The following is a 17,808-nucleotide window of genomic DNA, read 5'->3' as shown; positions in this document are numbered from 1 at the left end:
ATCAAGGCTCGGCGGCGATCTCTAGAAGTGCTTGCGCAGACCCACCTGGAAGAACCGGCCCAGGGTGCCGCCATTGGTGTAGCCGCTGGCCGAGCCGAGCGTCTGGGTGTTGTTGTAGAACGGCGGGTCCTCGTCGAAGAGGTTGCCGATGTTGACGGTCAGAGACAGGTCGTTCGTCCAGCCCTGGCCCTTGAAGTCGTAGGAGCCGAAGAGGTCGACCGTGTCGAAGCCGTCGACCTTGGTCTGGGGGGGACCGGCCGTTCCGGAAGCGGGCGTCGAGAGCGAATAGCCCGCCGAGTGGTTCCAGGTCACTTGGCCGGTGAACCCGCCGGCCTTGGCGCCGAACGAGGTCGAGAGCGCAAGGCGGCTGATGTCGTCGTCGATGACGCTGACCATCGGCGAGCCCGTGATGGGGGATTCCTCGCGGCCCAGGATGTAGGTGCCGCCGACCTTGGCGAAGATGCTGCCAAAGCCCGTGGCGTGATCGTAGCTTGCCGAGAAATCCAGACCGTCCTGATTGGCCATGCCGAGGTTATGGCGGCGCAGGTCGATGTAGTAGGACGGACCGGCGCCGGTGAAGACGGTCGACAGGGGCGGACCATCGACGGGCAGGGCGCCGCCGATGGCGGTCACCTGGGCCAGGGTCGGGTTGCGGATGTAGTAGGACGCCAGCGCCGGATTGGTGAACAGCTGGGTGATGGCCCCGGCGACCAGGTTGAACTGATCCTTGATCTTGACCTTGTAGTAGGTCACGCCAAAGCGCAAGCCCGGCGCGACCGGCGGGGAGACGTCGAAGCCGGCCGAGAAGGTCTCCGCAGTCTGGGGCTTGAGGTCCGTGTTGCCGCCCACGACCGCCACGGACGGGCGCAGGTAGTAGCCCAGCTGGGCCAGGGTGATGCCCGGGACCGGGCTGGGCGGACCGCCGGCCAGGGTCGGATCCAGGAACGCCAGGTCGCTGGCCGGGACGACCACGTAGCGGGAGTCGGGCGCGTGCAGGTCGCCCATGGCCGGGGCGGTGAACGACTCGCCCCAGCTGGTGCGGACATTGATCCAGTCCACCGGCTGCCAGGTCAGGCCCACCCGCGGATTGGTGGTGTCGCCGACGTCCGAATAGGAGTCGTAGCGCGCTGAAGCCGAGAGCGTCAGGGCGTGGATCAGCGTCACGCGGTTACCGTCGCCAACGATCGGCACGTTGAGTTCAGCGAAGGCCGACTTGACGTTGCGATCACCGCGCGTGCGGCGGGCGCTAGCCTCGTCCTGCGGCGCGATGACCTGGAAGGCGCCCTCGAAGGTCTCGTCCGTATATTCCGCGCCGACGGCGAGGCGGGCCTCGCCGCCCGGCAAGGTGAACAGCGGGCCGTCGGCGATCACGCGCAGGTCGCCCAGCTCCTGTTTGTACTGGACGTAGTTATTGGCGAAGATGCCCTGCAGCACGGCCGGCGCCGTGAGATCGACGTTGTAGATGTTGAGCGTGCCGGCCGCGACGGCGGCGTTCAGCTTGGCCGGATCGAAGGTCGGCGAGCGGCCCGTCGTCTTGGAGGCGCCCCAGCTGCCCAGGGCGCGGATCTGCCAGTCGCCGCCCAGCTTCACCTTCAGCTCGGGGGTGATCTGGTAGACGTCCAGTTGGTTCGACGAACGGCTGCTCTGGACGTCGGAGAACGAGAAGCGGACCTTCTGGGCGAGCTCTCCCCCCACCGAGGCGAAGGCCGGGTAGAGCGTACCGCCCGCGGCCGCGCAGGCCGCGCCGACGAGCGGATGGCAGACGGTGGCCTCGGCGCGGCCTTTGTCGAGGTCGACCAGACCCTCGGCCTCGCGACGCGTCTTGAAGGCGGTCAGGTCGAAGGTGACCCTGTCACTGAGATCCTGGTTGAGCCCGACGAACACCGTCTGACGGGTCTCCTCGGGCAGCATCGTGCCGCCGTCGATGGTGCTGCAGGGGACGAACGGGATCGGGGCCAGAACCGTCGCGCCATTCGCCGTATAGACCGTGCCCTTGGGGCAATAGCCGAGGTTGGGCTGGGTCTCGACGGCGTAGTCGCGGTCCCTATAGAGGATGCGGTCGTGGTGGGCGTAGCTGTAGGAGCCGTAGATCGAGCCGGTGCTCCACGCCTTGCCGCCGGTGATCGAGGCGTCATAGCTGGCATAGTTATCGGCGACGCCGTAGTGACCTTCCACCTGCACGCCATCGAAACGTCGCTTGGTGATGAAGTTGAGCACCCCGGCCACGGCGTCGGCGCCGTAGGTCGACGAGCCGCCGTCGGGCACGACCTCGACCCGCTGCAGCAGCGCCGGCGGGATGACGTCGGGATCGGCCGCCGAGAACCCGCCGACCGGGGTCATGCGATGGCCGTCCATCAGCACCAGGGTCGTGGAGGCCGCGGAAGCTCCCGTCAGATTGCGAATGTCGGGGCGGTTGACCATGACGCCGGCGGTGTCATAGGTCGGCAGCTTGTTGAAATTGCTCGTCACCTGCGGGATGTCGGCCAGGACGTCCGAAACGCGCGCCGCGCCGGTGGCGGTGATCGTCTCGTCGTTGAGGGTGATGAGATTGCTGCCGGTCTCGCCCACGCCGCGGATCAGGGTGCCGGTGACGACCACTTCCCCGACTTGCGTCACGTCGGCCGGATCCTGGGTCGCGGGCGACGTGGTCTGAGCCTGGGCGGCTCCCGCCAGAACGAAAAGCGCCGCGCCGCAAAACAAGGCGCGCATTTGATTGCTCGGCTTTTGCATCATTCCACCCCTGGGGGTTGGGTGTCCCAACCCGCTGTTATCGTTGCGATGACCTTCCCAAAAAATAAGAGGCAGTCAATACCGCATGTTTTTGAGGGCGCTTCAAACTCATGGAGCGTGTTCGCGCCGCCACTCTCAGCCAGGGCCCCCCACCCGCCTTGGCGCGTCCATCGCCCAGCCTTGCCAAGCCGCGAAACCGCGTTCTAGACTCCGGGCGCGCCGCTGAAAGCGCGGCGTCGAGGCGTGAGAACCTCGCTTGATAGAACCGCTCCGCGTCCGGACGTCACCCGGCGCGGCCGGCGCGCCTGCGCGAGAGGCGTCGACGACGACGCGCGCCCTGCTGCTCAAGCCATGGTCTCAAGGACGACCCGACCTTCGTCGGGCGGCGCCTCACGGAGGCGAGACATGGCCGCTGGCCAGCATAGCAACGGCGGGTTGGTGACGACGCCCGCCATCGATCCGCACAGGAAGGAAGGCCGATGACCGACCTCCTGCTCGACCCCTTCCACCTGAACGACACCCCGAACGAGCCGCTCCGCCGCGATCGCGGCCAGATCGACGCGCTGTTCCGCAGCTATGGCCCGCGCCTGGCCAGACTGCTGGCCCGGCGGACCGATCGCGAGGAGGCCAAGGATCTGGTCCAAGAGGCTTTCCTGCGCCTGACCCGTGCCAGCGAGCAGCAGGCGCTGGAAAACCCTGAAGCCTACCTCAAGCGCATTTCCTTGAACCTGCTGCGCGACCGGGCCAAGAGCGCCTCGGGCCGTATCGAACGCTCGCTCGCGCCCTTGCCGCCCGACCTGCGGGCGGCCAACGACAGCGACCCGCACCAGGCCCTGGTGGCCAGTCAGACCCTGGCTCGCTACGAGGCGGCGATGATGAAGCTCAAGCCCAAGACGCGAGAGATCTTCTTGCTTCATCGCCTGGACGGGCTCACCTACGCCCAGATCGCCAAGAACCTTGGCATGAGCCTCGGCGGGGTCGAAAAGCAGATGAGCAAAGCCATCGCTCATCTAGACCGCGTCCTCTCCAAGGCATGACCGGCCAGACTGAACGGACGCATGGGGCAGGGACGAAACGTGAAGCGGGTCGCGGCATGACGGCGAACGACCAGGACGAGCGCCTGCGCCAGGAGGCCTCCGCGTGGTTCGCGCGCATGCGCGGGCCACACGCCCAGACGCACCAGGCCGCGTTCGACGCTTGGCGCGCCGACGCCGCCCACGCCAAGGCCTACCAGCGCCTGAGCGACCATTTCGAAGACGCGGCGATCCTGGGCCAGTCGCGCCTGAGCGATCTGCGCCTGGCCAAGCGCCAACCTCGTGGCCGTGCTCACGCCGGCAAGGCCGCCATGGCCCTGGCCGCCTGTGTCGTCGCGGCCGCGGCGCTCGGTGCTGTCGGCTGGCGGACCGGGTACGCCCGGGACCATTATGTCACCCAGCTTGGCGAAATCCGCACCGTCGCCCTGGCCGACGGCGCGCGCCTGATCCTCGACACCGACAGCGACGCGGCGGTCTCGAAGCGGGCGGGCCGCCAGGTCGTGCGCCTCGACCGGGGCCGGGCGCGGATCATCGGCGCCGGCGGCGATCTGGCCGTCGAGGCCGGCAAGCTGACCATCTCCGCCAAGGGCGCCACTTTCGACCTCGCCCTGGCGCCGGAGGCTCAGGTGGACGTCACGGTGATCGCCGGCAGTCCGACCCTGGCGCCGCGCGGCGGCAAGGCTGACGTCGCGGTCCTGCAAGCGGGTCGACTAACCCGACTGGGGCCGGACCTTAAGACCCGCGGCGTGCAACCCGCCTCGGCCGTGGAAGCCAGCTGGCCCTCGGGACTTCGGCGGTTCGACCAGGCGTCGCTGGCCCAGGTCGTGGCCATCGCCAATCGCTACAACGCCCGCAAGATCCGGTTCGGCGAGCCGGGCCTGGGGTCGCTCAAGATCACGGGTGTCTTCCGGGTCACGGGATCCGAGGGCCTGGCCCGCGCCCTGGCCGCGGCTTTCGGGCTGACCGTCGAAACCGCGCCCGGGGGCGACTTGGTCCTCAAACGGCTGGCGGCCTGACGGTCGTGTGACGGGTCCGTGAATTTTTTTGGGGGGTGTGGTCCCGGCCCCTCGTCTTTCGCCCCAGGAAACGCGCGGTCCACGCGCCTTGGGGGAATATATGTTCTCGATCTCGACCCGACGCTGCCTGCTCGCCAGCGCTGCTATGCTCGCCTTGACCCTGGCCGGGACCGCCGCAGCCCAGACTCGTCCCGCCGCCAGACCCGCCCAGACCTTCGACCTTGGCCGCCAGGATCTTGGTCAGGCCCTCTCGGCGGTCGCCCTGGCCAGCGGTCGCGAAGTCGTCGTCTCCCAGGCGCTGGTGGTCGGCAAGACCGCTCCGCCCCTCAAGGGCCGTTTCACCGCCGACGAGGCGTTCGACCGCCTGCTGGCCGGCACGGGCCTCACCCTTGTCCCGGTCGGCGACAAGCTCGTCCTGCGCCGGACGTCGGCCGAGACCACGCCGGGGGAGCCGCATGACAGCGTCGCTGAGACGCTGTCGGAACTGGTGGTCACCGGGACGCGGATCCGAGGCGCGGCGCCGGTCGGCGGCGATCCGATCGTCATCACGCGCCAGGATATCGACCGTGCGGGCTTCTCGACCGCCCAGCAGATCTTGCAGAGCGTGCCGCAGAACTTTGGCGGCGGACCAGGCGAAACGACCTCCGGGACCAGCAGCCGCAACGGCGCGCCGTTCAACACGGCCATGGGTTCCGGCGTCAATCTGCGCGGTCTGGGCTCCAATTCCACCCTCGTGCTGATCAACGGCGTGCGTCCGGCCGGAGCCGGCATCGCCGGAACCTTCACCGACCTTTCGGTGATCCCCGCCTCGGCCCTCGAACGGGTCGAAGTCCTGGCCGACGGGGCCTCGGCGCTCTACGGCTCCGACGCCGTGGCTGGCGTGGTCAATTTCGTGATGCGCGATCGCTTCGAAGGCGCGGAGACGCGCCTTCGGTATGGCTCGGCCGACGGCGAGGCGCGAGAGGTCCAGGCCAGCCTTGTCTTGGGCAAGATCTGGGGCGCCGGCGGCGCGACGCTCGCCTACGAGTATTACGACCGCCAGGCGCTGGCGGCCGACACGCGCGCCTTCGCCACCGAGGATCTTCGGGCGTTCGGCGGCGCGGACTACCGCCAACCCTACGCCGCGCCCGGCACGATCCTGGCCGGCGGTCAGAGCTACGCCATTCCCGCCGGCCAGGACGGCGGGAATCTGACCGTCGACCAACTGCTCGTCGGCCAGGACAACGTTTCCGACGCCTATCGAAACGCCGACCTGCTGCCCCAGCAACGTCGCCACAGCCTCTACCTGTCGGGCCGTCAGGCCCTGTCGGCCCATACGCGCGTCTTCGTCCAAGGCCTGGCGGCCCAGAGAACCTTTGACCAGCGCATACTCGGCGGCAACCGCCTGACCGTCAGCGTGCCCTCCAGCAACCCGTTCTATATCAACCCCTTGGGCGGGACCGACCCGGTCCTCGTACGCTACGATTTCACCGGAGATCTGGGCGCGACCCATACCAATGGCCGCGTCCGCGCCTTCAATGGCTTGGCCGGCGTCACCCGGGAACTCGGCGACTGGTCGGCCACCGTTCAAGGGGGTTTGGCGCGACAGCAGGAACGCTACCGGATCGACAACTACGGACCCAACGGCAGCGTATTGGCCGCCGCTCTGGCCGATAGCGACCCTGCAACCGCCTACAACGTCTTTGGCGATCCAGGCTCGACGCCAAGGGCGACCATCGACGCGGTGCGTGGCTGGTACGCCAGCCAGAGCCTGTTCAAGACCTGGTCGGCAGGCGTGCGGGCGGAGGGTCCGCTAGCCTCCCTGCCAGCCGGGCAAATCCGGCTCGCCCTCGGCGCGGAACGACGGTCCGAGCGCTATACTCAGTCCTCGACCTACCTGCTGTTCGGCGCCAGTCCGTTTACGGCGCAGACCGAATATCCCCCAACACGCGACATCACCGCGGTCTATGCCGAACTACGCGCGCCGCTCGTCAGCCCCACCATGGGCGTGAGCGGCATCCAGGCCCTGGACCTCTCGGTCGCGGGGCGGATCGAGCGTTACAGCGACGTCGGATCCACGGCCAATCCCAAGATCGGCCTGGACTGGCGGCCGACGACGGATCTGCTGTTGCGGGCCAGCTATGGGACATCCTTCCGCGCGCCCAGCTTTCAGGACCTGCGCCAGGGCCCGTCCGTCAACGCCTATCAACCGTCGGTCCTGACCGATCCGCAGTCGCCGTCGGGAAACACCACGGTGCTGACGCTGCTGGGGAACGCGCCCGACATGGATCCCGAGCAAGCGACGACGTGGACCGCCGGTCTGACCTATAAGCCAAGCCAGATCCCGGGCCTGAATGTTTCGGCGACCTATTACGACATCGACTACCGCGACCGGATCGCCAATGTGAACGCCAACGCGTTCAACATTCTGATCGAACGCGATCTCTATGGCGAGGTGATCGACGACCATCCGTCGGCGGCGACGATCGCCGCCTACTACACCAGTCCGCTGCTCTACAATCCCGGCGGCATCGCCGCCTCGGCGGTGACCGCTATCGTCGATCTGCGCAACCGCAATCTGTCGCGGGTGCGCCAGCGCGGCCTGGATCTCGACGTCGGTTACGCGATTTCCGCCCCGTGGGGCGACATCAACCTGGGCCTGTCCGGCAGCTACATCTTCTCGATAGACCAACAGGTGACCAACACTTCGCCCACCGTCGACGTCGTTGGCACGGTCGGCAATCCAACCGACCTGCGCCTTCGCGGTCGCGCTGGCTGGAGCCGGGGCCCTTGGACAGTGACGGGCTTCGTCAACTTCACCTCGAACTACGAAAACCAGACGGTCTCACCCCGCCAGGGGGTCGACAGTTGGACGACGGCCGATCTTCAACTGGCCTACACTGTTCCTGATAACGCCCCGCGCTTGCGCGGTGTTCGGCTGGCCCTGACCGCGACCAATCTCTTCGACCGGGATCCGCCCTTCGCGGAGATGCGCACCGTGGTCTCGGCCATCGGTTATGACGGCGAGAAGGCCGATCCCAGCGGCCGGCGCGTCGCCCTGGAGATCACCAAGTCATGGTGATCTGGCTTTCCGGAGCGCTTGTCGCGGTCGGCTTGGCCTCCACGCCGCCGACGCCGACCGCGCGGATCCCGCAGCCCTCGCTGACGGCGCTGATCGAGACGGTCGATATCGCCACGCCCGTCATTTCTCCGGATGGCCAAAGCGTGGCGTTCCGGCAAGGCGCGGCCTCGCTGGACAGCAATCGTTATAGTCTGAGCTGGTGGATCGCGCCTCTCGACGCCAGCATGGCCGCCCGCAAGGTCGGGGACGGCGGTCAGGCGTTGTGGAAGGCTGAGGGCGTTCCGGTGGAAGAGGCCCCGGTGTGGTCGGGTGATTCCCGCTACCTCTATTATCGCGCCTTGATCGACGGACAGGTCCAGGTCTGGCGATCGCGCGCTGACGCGGCCGGAAGCCAGGCGGTCACGCGTGACGAGGCCGACGTCGATCAGTTCTCACTCGACGGGAACCACCTGACCTATGTGGTCCGCGCCACACGCGCGCAGGGTCTCGACGCCGAACGGGCGCTATACGACAGCGGCGTGCGCATCGATCACACCATCGACCCCTCCCAGGCTCTGTTCGGCGCCGTCGAGCTCAACGGCCGCATGGCTCCCGAGCGCTTGTCCGGCCGCTGGTTCCAGCGCGACGCCTTGCTGGGCCAGACCCCCGAAACCACCAAGCGCTTGGATCTGGCCACCCAGGCGCTCACGGCGGCTCCTGCGGACGCCGCACGGCCCGCGCCTCCGGACGTCTTCGCCGCCGAGCACGTGATCGCCAGTTCGTCGTCGGGAGGCTTCGGTCACGCCCGGCTCGTCTGGCGTGACGGTCGGATGACCTTGGAGGTCGTCCGGCCGGACGGTGCGATCCTGTCCTGTGGCGGGGTCTGCCGTAGCCAATCCCCCACCTGGATCGCCTGGCGGCCGGGTCGCGACCAAGTCGTCTTCGCCACCAGCGACGTGGCGCTGCGTTCCAATCTTTATCTTTGGTCTCTCGGCGGCGGCGTTCGCAGGATTGCCGAGGATCTCGGGCAACTGGGCGGCGGGATGTTCGGAACGCCCTGCGCGGTCGGCGCGGAGGCCCTGGTCTGCGTCGCGGCCCGGGCGCTCAGCCCGCCTCGGCTGGAACGCATCGCGATCGACACGGGCCGTCGCGTCGTGCTGGCGGCCCCCAACGGCAGCGCCCCCAATGATGGCGCGGTGCATGCCGAAACCCTGATTTGGCGGGACGCCAAGGGACGCACCTTCTCCGGCCAGCTGGTCCGCACCCCCGGATCCCGCCGCACGCCGCTGTTCATCAACTACTATCGCTGCGAAGGCTATCTGCGCGGCGGCGTCGGCGACGAGTGGCCGATGGTCGCCCTAGCCCAGGCGGGTATCGCCGCGCTCTGCGTCAACCCCACGCGCGCACTGAGCGCGGACCTCGACATGGTCGCCGACTACCAATCGGGCCTGGAGGGTGTGACCGCGGCGGTCGAGTTGCTGGACCGGCAAGGTCTGATCGATCGGACTAAGGTGGGCATGGGCGCGCTGAGCATGGGCAGCGAGGTGACGATGTGGGTGGCGCGCCATACCAAGCTTCTGGCCGCCGCTTCGATCGCGTCCCTGCAGGTCGAGCCCGCCTACTACTGGCTCAACGGCGTCGCCGGACGCGACATCCACGACGGCCTGGCCCGCGCCTGGAAACTGGGCGCGCCCGAGGCGACGCCAGAGCGCTGGAAGGTGGTCTCGGCGGCGCTCGACACCGAGCACATCACCGCGCCTCTTCTCATGCAGCTTCCCGAGCAGGAATTTCGGCCAACGATGGAACTGTTCGCCCGGCTGTCCAACAGCCGCACGCCGGTCGAGCTCTATGTCTTTCCCCAGGAACGTCACGTGCTGGCCCAGCCGCGCCATCGCCTGGCCGCCTACCGCAGAAACCTCGACTGGTTCCGCTACTGGCTGCAGGACTATCGCGATCCGGATCCGGCCAAAGTCGAGCAGTATCAACGCTGGGACGCCATGGCCCGAAAGGCCAGAGGCGATTAGGTCTGGCCCCAGGTTCGCGCCCAGGCCTCGACGTCGGCGAAGTACAGTACTCGCGTCATGTCCAGACCGCCAGGCGCTGGAGCCTCGAGGATCTCGCGCACCGCGCGGCCATCGATCAATCCCGCCGTGGCCAACCAACCACGAACCAACTGCTCGGCGAGGGCGGCGCGGTTGCGGTCGAAGACCGCGCCCATGAACACATTGAGCCCGCTCTTGGTCTGACGACGATAAATCTCGGCCGGTAGTCGGTCGGCGAAGGCGTCGCGGGCCACGGCGCGATTGCGCCCGCCTCGGATCGCCATCCAGGTCGGGACACGCAGACAGGCTTCCAGAACCGGCTGCGACAAGAGCGGGAAACAGACCGGGGCCACGGCGGCATGCTCGTAGCGATCCAGGAACCCCTGGGCGACCAGGATGCTGGCGACATGCTCCTGCTTGCCCGGCGGCATGCCGGCGGGCGCGTCGAGCCAGGGATGGTCGGGTGCGGCCACCTCTGCGTCTGGCGTCAGGAGCGTCGTGATCGGGGCGACACCCAATCCTCGCCTGAGCCTTACGGCCTTGAGGGCGGCCAGACGCACCACCTCCCACAGCGAAGCCTGGTGAAGCTGCGCGAGGTCGGCCAAGGCGGCGAGAAAGCGACGGCCCGGCCCGAAGGACAAAAGGGCGTCGGTGGCCGGCGCGGCCGTGGCCAGTGAGCAGAAGACATTGTCACCACCCAGACCGCTGAAGTACGCCGCAGCGGCGCCGTCGCGGCCCATCTGCGCGAAGACCGCCTCCATGGGCTGCAGCAGAGCCTGGGCCGCGGGGCGCGCATGACGTCCAGGGCGCGCGCGTCGCACATCCACGCCGCTGACGTCGACCAGCCGCTCGACCAGCCCATGCCCGGCCGCTTGGGCCGCCTTTCGGGCGTAGTTTCGCTCGTCGGCCTCGGCGGCCTGGGTATGGAAATTGACGAAGGTGGCCGCCGGCGTGTCGGCCAGCGCGACGGCGATGATCGAGGAATCCAGCCCGCCCGACAGCTCCAGGATCAGCGGCGAGGAGATCGACGCCCAGGCCTGAACGCTCCGATCGACAGCCTCTCGCACCGCGCGCGCCGCCTCCTCCGGGGTCGTGAACGCCGCCGCCGGATCGGCGAACGGCCACGGCGACCAAACCGATGTCCAAGACGTCCCATGGTCGCTTCGCACCGTCGCGCGCTCGCCGGGCAGCAGTTCATCGACCGACCGCAGGCCCGTACGGCGTCCGCGCAGATGTGGATAGGCCAGGATCTGACCGACACTGGCCCAGTCGAGCACCGGACGCGAAAGGCCGGCCTCGAGGACCAGATCCAGGCGGGAACAGAACACCGTCAGTCCCTCGTGGCGTAGTCGATAGGACGGCAGGGCGCCTGAAGGATCGCGCAGGATCTGGACCTCGCCCGAGGCGGGATCGGCGATCACGGCCAGATAACCACCCCAGACATTGTCGATCAGCCATTGGCCGGCGGTCTGGACGATGTCCACGGTCGCGGACGGTGAAAACGCAGTGACCGGCAGGGCCTGGGACGTCTTGGCAAATACGGCCCCCAGCACCACGCCGCGCTCGCCGAGCGCCGCGACCGCAAGGGTCGGTTCGGCCAGTACGAGGACACCCGGCGCTTCAAGCACCGACTTGAAGCCTTGAAGGGAGTGGCGAAGCGCCTTGGCCAACGGCCCCTCGCCCAGAATGACGACATAGTCGCCGCGCATCAGATCACCAGAATGGGCGTGAACTCGTTCACGCGATCGAGCCGATCGTTAAGCACTACGCCGTGGGCCTCGACCCAACAGTGGGCGGCGAAGGGCTGCCGGATGACCCCGAACACCAGATCGGCGTGGAGACCGCGCCGCTGGAGGAACGCCAGTAAGGCCAGAGCGTCGAGCAGGCAGACGGGCCGTATCGGCGCCCATTGGCGCGCCCGGGCGAAGGTCACGACCGGCTCCGCCAAGGCCCCAAGCGTCGCGTTGGGACGATCGCCGCGAAGGTCGGCGAACGCATTGAGGATCAGTTCCAGGCGCTGGCGGCCCAGGCGTCGCCGCATCGCGACCACGGCCTGCAAGGCGCCCAGGCCGGCCACGAGGGATCCATGCCCGACGATAGGCGGCGTGTCGGTCCAACTGGCGTTGGCCCTCTTAGCGACCCGCGTCGATGCTGCTGGAGGCGCCCCCATCTCGACAAGCCCCATTCGTCGAAGCTGATCGACGGCGTCCTGGGGTTCCGCGGGAACACGGAAGCCCGCTTGAGCCAGATCGAGGAACGCCGCTTCCAGGGTCGGGGGCAGCGCGAAATATCGGTCGCGTCGAATATCCAGGAACATCAAGCCGCCCTGCGCTTGGCAGTAACGCAGATGATCGGGAACGCGCAGTTGCACGGGCGCCAAGCCGGCAGCGGGGACCCGCCAAGGGCGGGTCCCCTTCGGCCTTAGTCTTCCGACAGGCCGGGATTGAGCGTGCCGATGCCCTGCTCGGGGCGAACCGGGAACTGGCCCTTGGTCTCGACGCTCACGGCGCCCAGATCGATCAGGTCGTCGATGCGGTCTTCGGTCCGTTCCATGACAGTCTCCTTTTTCAAGTCGCCACGCCGGTCGTGACAACCAAAGGATGCGATGGCGAACCGAGAACCCGCAGAGGATAAGACCGGGATTTTGCGAAAATTCCCGCCGGATCACCGACTCTCGCGATCCCCCAGGCCGTGCAGGTGACGCGCCAGAGCCGGCACCAGGCGCAGGCGCTTGCGGTGATAGGCCAAAAGGCCCTGGCGCAGCGCCACGGGGTCGCCGGACATGACGAGCCTTGCCAACTCACCCAGTTCCTCGACGAACTCCGGCACCAGCACCAGTTCCGCGCGGCGGCAACGATGCAGCCGGTCATTGGCCCCCGCGACCGCCCACTCGACCTCGAGGTTGTCGCAATGGGCGGCCAAGGCGGAGAAAAGGGCCTCCAGAAAGGCGATCGGCGCGGCGGCCGGATCCAGGTCCGGCGTCCGCAGCGGCGGCGCGTTGGACGGCGCCGAGCGCTGGGCGTTGACCAGGAGGGCGGCGTTCCATTGGTAGAGGTCCGACAGACCCGGCTCGGTTACACGGGGCGCGGAAAACCCTTCGCCCTGGTGGCTGACCAGCAGACGCTCGCCGGCCATGCGATGAAGCGCAGCCCGCACGGGCGTGGCGCTGGCCCCGACCCGGCGGCAGAGGTCGGCGACCTCGATCCGGTCGCCCGGCCGATGGCCGCTGTCGGTGAGGAGGAAGGCCTTGATGGCCAGATAGACCCGCTCGCCGGTCCCTGCTTTTTCGATCATTCGCCGCTCCCTTGGCGGCGCGGACAAGATCGACTTCACGCACGCCCGGCGCCAAGCGGGCCAGCCAAGGCTCGGCTCAAGGCGCGCCATTTTGGGCGAGGATCATGCCCGGATCGCCGCGCCGATCCATTCCGGAGAAATCCAGGGGCGGGCGCCCGGCTACATCAGGCCCTCGCCCTTGAGGCTCAGGACCTTGTCGCGACCGACGATCATGTGATCCCAGACACTGATCCCGAGCGCGCCGGCCGCCTGGACGATCGACTTGGTCATGTCCAGGTCGGGCCGGGACGGGCTCGGGTCGCCCGAAGGATGATTGTGGGCGAGGATCATGGCGCTGGCCCCGATCTCCAAGGCCCTGCGCAGCACCTCCCGCGGATAGACCGGGGCATGGTCGACCGTGCCCTGGCCCATCCGCTCGCTCAGCAGAAGCTGGTTTGCGCGATCGAGAAACAGCACCCAGAACTCCTCGCGCGGCAGGCCCGCCATGCAACTGCGAAGATAGGCCTGAACCGCGCCTGAGGTCGTCAGCAGGCAGCGGCCGGGGAGCACGGCGGCCGCGACGCGGATCGCCGCCTCCCGCGCCAGCTTGAGGTCCAGGACGGCGTCCTCGTCGAGATGGCGAAGAAGCTCGGCGCGATCGGCGGCCAGCACCGCCGTCAGGCTTCCAAACCTTGCAAGGACGGCCTCCGCCACCGCGCCCGGATCTTCGACGCCGGCGCGCGACAGCCACAGGGTCAGGAGCTCGACGTCCTGGAGGATGTCCACGCCGTAGCGGCGGGCGATGGCCCGCGTCCTGCCAGCGCGGTCCTCATCAGTACGGTCAAACCGCATGACGCCGGCGGACTCGGCCAGGGCGGCGGGCGGCGAGGACACATCGATCGCGGTGGACAAAGAGGGAGGAAAGGCGGTCATGGCGCTCTCGGCGCTGTCGGCGCCGGACCAAGCTCCGGATCGCTCGACCCGGCCGCCCCCCCTCCGGCTTTCAGGCCGCCAGGACCGACTGCGGCGGCCACTTGTCCAGCACCGCGGCCAGGACGGCCGGTTTGTCGACCGGCACGAACACACGGGGCCGGTAATTAATGATTTCACGAGGACGCCGATCCGCGATCAGCCTACCGGGAACGGCGAGGCGCCGGGCCGCCAGCGGCGCACCAGGGCCGCCAGTTCGGCCGCGTCGATCAGGGTCTCCGGCTGGACGGGCGCGCTGGCGATGAACGTGAACACCCGCACGAGATCGCCGGCCGTGGCCGGATCAAGCAGCCAGGCTTGGGTCGGATCGAAGCCTCCGAACAGCCGGGCGTTAAGCCAGGCCAGGACAAGGTCGGCCGCGACGCGGCCGGCCGGATCATCCTCCATCGCCAGGGCCAGCAGCCGGCTGAGCGCGCCTTGCGTCTCCTCGTCCATCGCCATGTCGCCAGAGTCTCCGGGACCGGCCAGCGCCGGCGCGGCCATCTAAAAGCCGATGCGCGCGCCACGCCAAGAGCGGCATGAGGCGAGCCCCCGCCGAGCGACGAGGGCTCGCCAGGATCAGGCCGCGATCGGCGCCGGCATCGGCTCGGCCGCCTCGCCGGCGGCCGGCGCGTCAGCCGCCAGCTCATCGCCCTGCGGGGTGTCCGCGGCGGACGTTTCGGCCTCTTGCGGCGTCGCCGCGACCGTCCAGCTCAGCACCGAAGGCGTCCACCGCCGTTCGGCGGCGGCCTCGGCCACGAAGGCGACCAGCTCGTCCTTCTTCAGGCCGGCGACGCGCGCGTCTTCCACCTCCATCTCAGCCAACATGGTCAACAGCTGGGTCTTGGAGTGGACCGCCAGGAAGGCCGCGTCCGGCGTCCAGTGGACACTTAGGTTGGCCCCGCACAAGGCGGCGATCTCGGCGGCCTCGGCCCTGGCCCCGTGGCGCACGAGGCTGGTTCGCGCCTCGCGAAGGTCCAGGCCGACAGCGACGAGTTCGGCCAGCAGCGCCATCTTTTCCCCGTGCGCCAGGCTGTCGACGAAGGCGATCGGACGCAGACCGGACGCCAGATAGTCGGCGCGCCGGGCGTCCAACCGACCACGAACCTCCCCATCGAGGGCCGGATGGGGCGGCAAGGTCCCGCGGCAATACCCTGCGGCCTTCAGACTGAGCGCCGACTCGCCCTGGTAGACGTGGCTCTTGAGGGCCAGGAGCTTGAAGAGCTGCGCCACCAGGACGGTCAGGGCCGCGCCCGGATCGTCGGCCAGGTCGCGGATCAGGCCGCGGGTGGCCCAGTCGGTGCGCGCCTCGTGCAGTGCGTGGCTGACGCCCTCGACCGTGACGACGGCCCTGGGCGTGATCAGCTCGGCCGGTTCGGGGGGCTCGGGCGCTCGCTCGTCGTCATCGTTGAACGCGTCCTCGTCTTCGTCGCCGTCGTCCTCGTCCGCCTCCATCACGGGGGAGGCGTAGAAGGTGGCGTCGACACCGAGTGCCGGGGCCGGCGACAGCAGGACCGCGCCCAGCTCGCCGCGCGACAGGCCCGCCTGGGCCAGGTCCCCGAAGGCGGCCAGCACCTCTTGGATCAGCGGCAGGACCGCATCGTCTTCCAGCGCCTGGCCTCGGACGGCGTCCCGCCCAGCCTCGATCCGTTCACGGGCCAGGGCGCGGGCGGTCTTCTGGGCCGGGGAAAGATCGCCGTGATAGACGTAAGGCAGGGTCTCGAAGCCGTCGGGCGCTCGAAAACCGGCGTCCGCGCCGACATAGACGGCCAGGCCCTTGTCCTTGAAGGCGGCGACGAACGGCGCGATCCGCGCGCGCCACTGGGCCTCCAGGACGTCCGGGTCGAGCACGCTGTCGGGCATTTCCCCGAAGAGATCGGCGGTCAGGCGGCCGCCCGCCGCACCATAGCGTCCCGCGCCGACGAAGGCGAACCGGGGATCCTCGACCGTGACCTGTCCCGCGTCCACCAGGTTGCGCAGCTGGTAGTCGTGGAAATGGCCGTCGAGCGCGGTCTGGGCCAGTTCGGCCTGCTGGGCCTGGTCGGAAATCCGGGCGAACCCGCGCACCTGCTTGAGGGTCAGCCGGCCCTGGCGGAAGGCGTCGAGCACCTTGGGGTGGACGCCGGCCAGGGCTTCGAGCCGGCGGATGTCGAGCCGGTCGTAGCCCAGGGCCTTGGCGATGGCCTCGGTGTCCATCCTCGCCTTGCGGAACTTGCCGATCGCCAGGATCACCGCGGCGACATGGACCGGCGCGCGCTCGGTGTTGGGCAGGACGAGGGCGGCGGCCTGGGCGGCCTTGCTGACGGCCAGCTTGCAGGTGACGCGGTAGTCCTCGTCGATTTCACCGCGTTCCAGGCGCAGCAGCAGGGCCATCCGCCGACGGCGACCATCGAGCGCCATGAAGGGCTGCTCGGTCTTGCGGCCGGGCCGCACGATCGGCTCGATCAGTACGCCGGCCGCGGTCATGGTGTCGGCCATCTGCGCGACATCGTCGTCGACCGGCTCGTCGAAGCGCAGGTTTTCCGGCGCCAGACCAAGATCGCCGAGGCGAACCTGGATCTGCTGACCGTCGCGGAACGGACCGGTCGAGGAGGCCACGGCGGCCGCGGCGGTGGCCGAGGCGATACGGGACTTTGACATGGGGAAGCTCCAGCGCCGGACCTAGCCGATCCAGGCCCCTTGGCGCGCCCGCGCCGTCCCTGACTTTTTCCTTTGCGGCCGGGCCGCTCACGGGGTGCCGGCCGCCTCGTCCCAGTCGCCGAACGGCTCGGGCGGCAGCGCCACCCGGGTCACAAGGCCCGCGGCGTGCAGAAGCCGAGCCAGGCGCGCGGCCGAAGCCTCGCCGTCGACGCCGCGATCGGCGGCGATCAGGACCGACGTCGCGCCCGCGGGCGCGCGCCAGCGCCGCAGGTTCGAGGTCGACAACAGGGCCCAGGCCGGCAGACCAAACCGGTCCCTGGCCGCTAGGGCGGTAAAGACGCCCTCGGCCACCAGCATGTTCGGCGCGGCCGGGTCCAGGCGCACGGCGCTGCCCGGCGGCAGCATCCCCACGGTCTTGCGCGGCAGCGCCAGATCGAAGGCCCGTCGCCCGCCCCAGGTCAGGTAGGTGATCTCCACGGCGGTCAGGATGTCGTCGCGATCGCGCACGGCCGCCAGCAGGGCCGGACGGACGGCCCGGCCCGCCCGGTAGACCGACACCGGCGCCCGGTCGTGATGGCGCAGCGTTTGGGGGCCGGGAAGGGGGCCGGCGACGCCGCGACCCCGGCAGTACCGCGCCGACACCGTACCTTCGATCGGCCGACCCGCGTCCCACAGGGCCTTGGCGACCAGGACGCGCGCGTCGCCCCGCTCGCTTCGGGCCTGGCTTGGCGCCGCGCCGCCTGGATCGCGAGGCCGCGCGGCGGAGGGGGTCAGAAGACCCCGGGCCCGCAGGTCGTCACGGACGGCGCGCCAGTCGCCATCGCCGAACGTGTGGATGATCAACCGGCCGTCGCGCTCGACGAGCGACACCGAGCGGTCGGCCCGGCTATGGCCTGGCGCGGGGATATTGGCGCGGCGACCGCCGTCATAGAGGTCGCCGCCCAGCGCGCGAACGATGGTTCGAAGGGACATTGGGACAGGCTCCGCCGCCGTCTTACACGGCCGACGGCCCGGTCCCTGCCTTTGGTCCTCCGGCCAGCCCAGCCATCGGCGGTTCACGCGGG

General features: G+C 69.1%; 13 protein-coding genes. 4 read left to right on the top strand and 9 right to left on the bottom strand.

Annotation, left to right across the window (positions count from 1 at the left end):
- Nucleotides 1–21 precede the first annotated feature (21 nt).
- Nucleotides 22–2,709 carry a TonB-dependent receptor plug domain-containing protein gene (locus tag G3M57_RS26280; RefSeq protein WP_163233873.1) on the bottom strand — a complete coding sequence of 896 codons (2,688 nt, stop codon included), beginning with the start codon at nt 2,707–2,709 and terminating at the stop codon, nt 22–24.
- Between the two features lie 500 nt (nt 2,710–3,209).
- Here G3M57_RS26280 and G3M57_RS26275 point away from each other — a divergent pair, with 500 nt between their 5' ends.
- The 4 genes from G3M57_RS26275 to G3M57_RS26260 all read left to right on the top strand — a co-directional run bounded on the left by G3M57_RS26275 (nt 3,210) and on the right by G3M57_RS26260 (nt 9,844).
- Nucleotides 3,210–3,767: an RNA polymerase sigma factor gene (locus tag G3M57_RS26275; RefSeq protein ID WP_163233872.1), complete on the top strand. Its 558-nt coding sequence runs from the start codon at nt 3,210–3,212 to the stop codon at nt 3,765–3,767.
- A gap of 56 nt (nt 3,768–3,823) precedes the next feature.
- Nucleotides 3,824–4,780, top strand: a complete 957-nt coding sequence (locus G3M57_RS26270) for a FecR family protein (RefSeq protein ID WP_163233871.1) — start codon at nt 3,824–3,826, stop codon at nt 4,778–4,780.
- Nucleotides 4,781–4,925: 145 nt separating this feature from the next.
- Nucleotides 4,926–7,841 carry a TonB-dependent receptor gene (locus G3M57_RS26265; protein ID WP_230983869.1) on the top strand — a complete coding sequence of 972 codons (2,916 nt, stop codon included), beginning with the start codon at nt 4,926–4,928 and terminating at the stop codon, nt 7,839–7,841.
- The gene (locus G3M57_RS26260) at nt 7,835–9,844 is read left to right on the top strand and encodes an Atxe2 family lasso peptide isopeptidase (RefSeq protein ID WP_163233869.1); all 2,010 of its coding nucleotides are present in this window, start codon (nt 7,835–7,837) and stop codon (nt 9,842–9,844) included. Before G3M57_RS26265 ends, G3M57_RS26260 begins: the two co-directional genes overlap by 7 nt.
- On the opposite strand, the gene G3M57_RS26255 is transcribed toward G3M57_RS26260, so the two are convergent.
- From G3M57_RS26255 to G3M57_RS26220, 8 genes are all read right to left on the bottom strand, one after another.
- Complete coding sequence (locus tag G3M57_RS26255; protein ID WP_163233868.1) at nt 9,841–11,571, bottom strand: asparagine synthase-related protein; 1,731 nt, start codon at nt 11,569–11,571, stop codon at nt 9,841–9,843. The two genes, G3M57_RS26260 and G3M57_RS26255, sit on opposite strands and share 4 nt — an antisense overlap.
- Complete coding sequence (locus tag G3M57_RS26250; protein WP_163233867.1) at nt 11,571–12,233, bottom strand: lasso peptide biosynthesis B2 protein; 663 nt, start codon at nt 12,231–12,233, stop codon at nt 11,571–11,573. The genes G3M57_RS26255 and G3M57_RS26250 overlap by 1 nt, the downstream gene beginning before the upstream one ends.
- Nucleotides 12,234–12,283: 50 nt before the next feature.
- Nucleotides 12,284–12,415: a benenodin family lasso peptide gene (locus tag G3M57_RS26245; protein ID WP_163233866.1), complete on the bottom strand. Its 132-nt coding sequence runs from the start codon at nt 12,413–12,415 to the stop codon at nt 12,284–12,286.
- A 111-nt stretch (nt 12,416–12,526) separates the two neighbouring features.
- Entirely contained in the window at nt 12,527–13,156 is a 630-nt protein-coding gene (locus G3M57_RS26240) for a GntR family transcriptional regulator (RefSeq protein WP_163233865.1), read from the bottom strand.
- 159 nt (nt 13,157–13,315) lie between these two features.
- Nucleotides 13,316–14,068: a JAB domain-containing protein gene (locus G3M57_RS26235; protein WP_230983870.1), complete on the bottom strand. Its 753-nt coding sequence runs from the start codon at nt 14,066–14,068 to the stop codon at nt 13,316–13,318.
- Nucleotides 14,069–14,263: 195 nt separating this feature from the next.
- Nucleotides 14,264–14,608, bottom strand: a complete 345-nt coding sequence (locus G3M57_RS26230) for a DUF7673 family protein (RefSeq protein WP_163233864.1) — start codon at nt 14,606–14,608, stop codon at nt 14,264–14,266.
- A 75-nt stretch (nt 14,609–14,683) separates the two neighbouring features.
- Nucleotides 14,684–16,744: a chromosome partitioning protein ParB gene (locus G3M57_RS26225; protein ID WP_230983872.1), complete on the bottom strand. Its 2,061-nt coding sequence runs from the start codon at nt 16,742–16,744 to the stop codon at nt 14,684–14,686.
- 87 nt (nt 16,745–16,831) lie between these two features.
- The gene (locus tag G3M57_RS26220; RefSeq protein WP_163233863.1) at nt 16,832–17,716 is read right to left on the bottom strand and encodes a DUF7146 domain-containing protein; all 885 of its coding nucleotides are present in this window, start codon (nt 17,714–17,716) and stop codon (nt 16,832–16,834) included.
- Between the last annotated feature and the right edge of the window lie 92 nt (nt 17,717–17,808).

Origin of the sequence: Caulobacter rhizosphaerae (genome assembly GCF_010977555.1) — a bacterium.
In the GTDB taxonomy this organism is placed as follows: Bacteria; Pseudomonadota; Alphaproteobacteria; order Caulobacterales; family Caulobacteraceae; genus Caulobacter; species Caulobacter rhizosphaerae.
The sequence above is the reverse complement of the archived record's forward strand: the minus strand, read 5'-3'. Positions and strand labels throughout refer to the sequence as shown.

Bases quoted from the DNA above. Each gene is read 5' to 3' on its own strand.
- G3M57_RS26280 (WP_163233873.1), bottom strand. From the start codon at position 2,709: ATGCGCGCCTTGTTTTGCGGCGCGGCGCTTTTCGTTCTGGCGGGAGCC.
- G3M57_RS26275 (WP_163233872.1), top strand. From the start codon at position 3,210: ATGACCGACCTCCTGCTCGACCCCTTCCACCTGAACGACACCCCGAAC.
- G3M57_RS26270 (WP_163233871.1), top strand. From the start codon at position 3,824: ATGACGGCGAACGACCAGGACGAGCGCCTGCGCCAGGAGGCCTCCGCG.
- G3M57_RS26265 (WP_230983869.1), top strand. From the start codon at position 4,926: ATGCTCGCCTTGACCCTGGCCGGGACCGCCGCAGCCCAGACTCGTCCC.
- G3M57_RS26260 (WP_163233869.1), top strand. From the start codon at position 7,835: ATGGTGATCTGGCTTTCCGGAGCGCTTGTCGCGGTCGGCTTGGCCTCC.
- G3M57_RS26255 (WP_163233868.1), bottom strand. From the start codon at position 11,571: ATGCGCGGCGACTATGTCGTCATTCTGGGCGAGGGGCCGTTGGCCAAG.
- G3M57_RS26245 (WP_163233866.1), bottom strand. From the start codon at position 12,415: ATGGAACGGACCGAAGACCGCATCGACGACCTGATCGATCTGGGCGCC.
- G3M57_RS26240 (WP_163233865.1), bottom strand. From the start codon at position 13,156: ATGATCGAAAAAGCAGGGACCGGCGAGCGGGTCTATCTGGCCATCAAG.
- G3M57_RS26235 (WP_230983870.1), bottom strand. From the start codon at position 14,068: ATGACCGCCTTTCCTCCCTCTTTGTCCACCGCGATCGATGTGTCCTCG.
- G3M57_RS26230 (WP_163233864.1), bottom strand. From the start codon at position 14,608: ATGGCCGCGCCGGCGCTGGCCGGTCCCGGAGACTCTGGCGACATGGCG.
- G3M57_RS26225 (WP_230983872.1), bottom strand. From the start codon at position 16,744: ATGTCAAAGTCCCGTATCGCCTCGGCCACCGCCGCGGCCGCCGTGGCC.
- G3M57_RS26220 (WP_163233863.1), bottom strand. From the start codon at position 17,716: ATGTCCCTTCGAACCATCGTTCGCGCGCTGGGCGGCGACCTCTATGAC.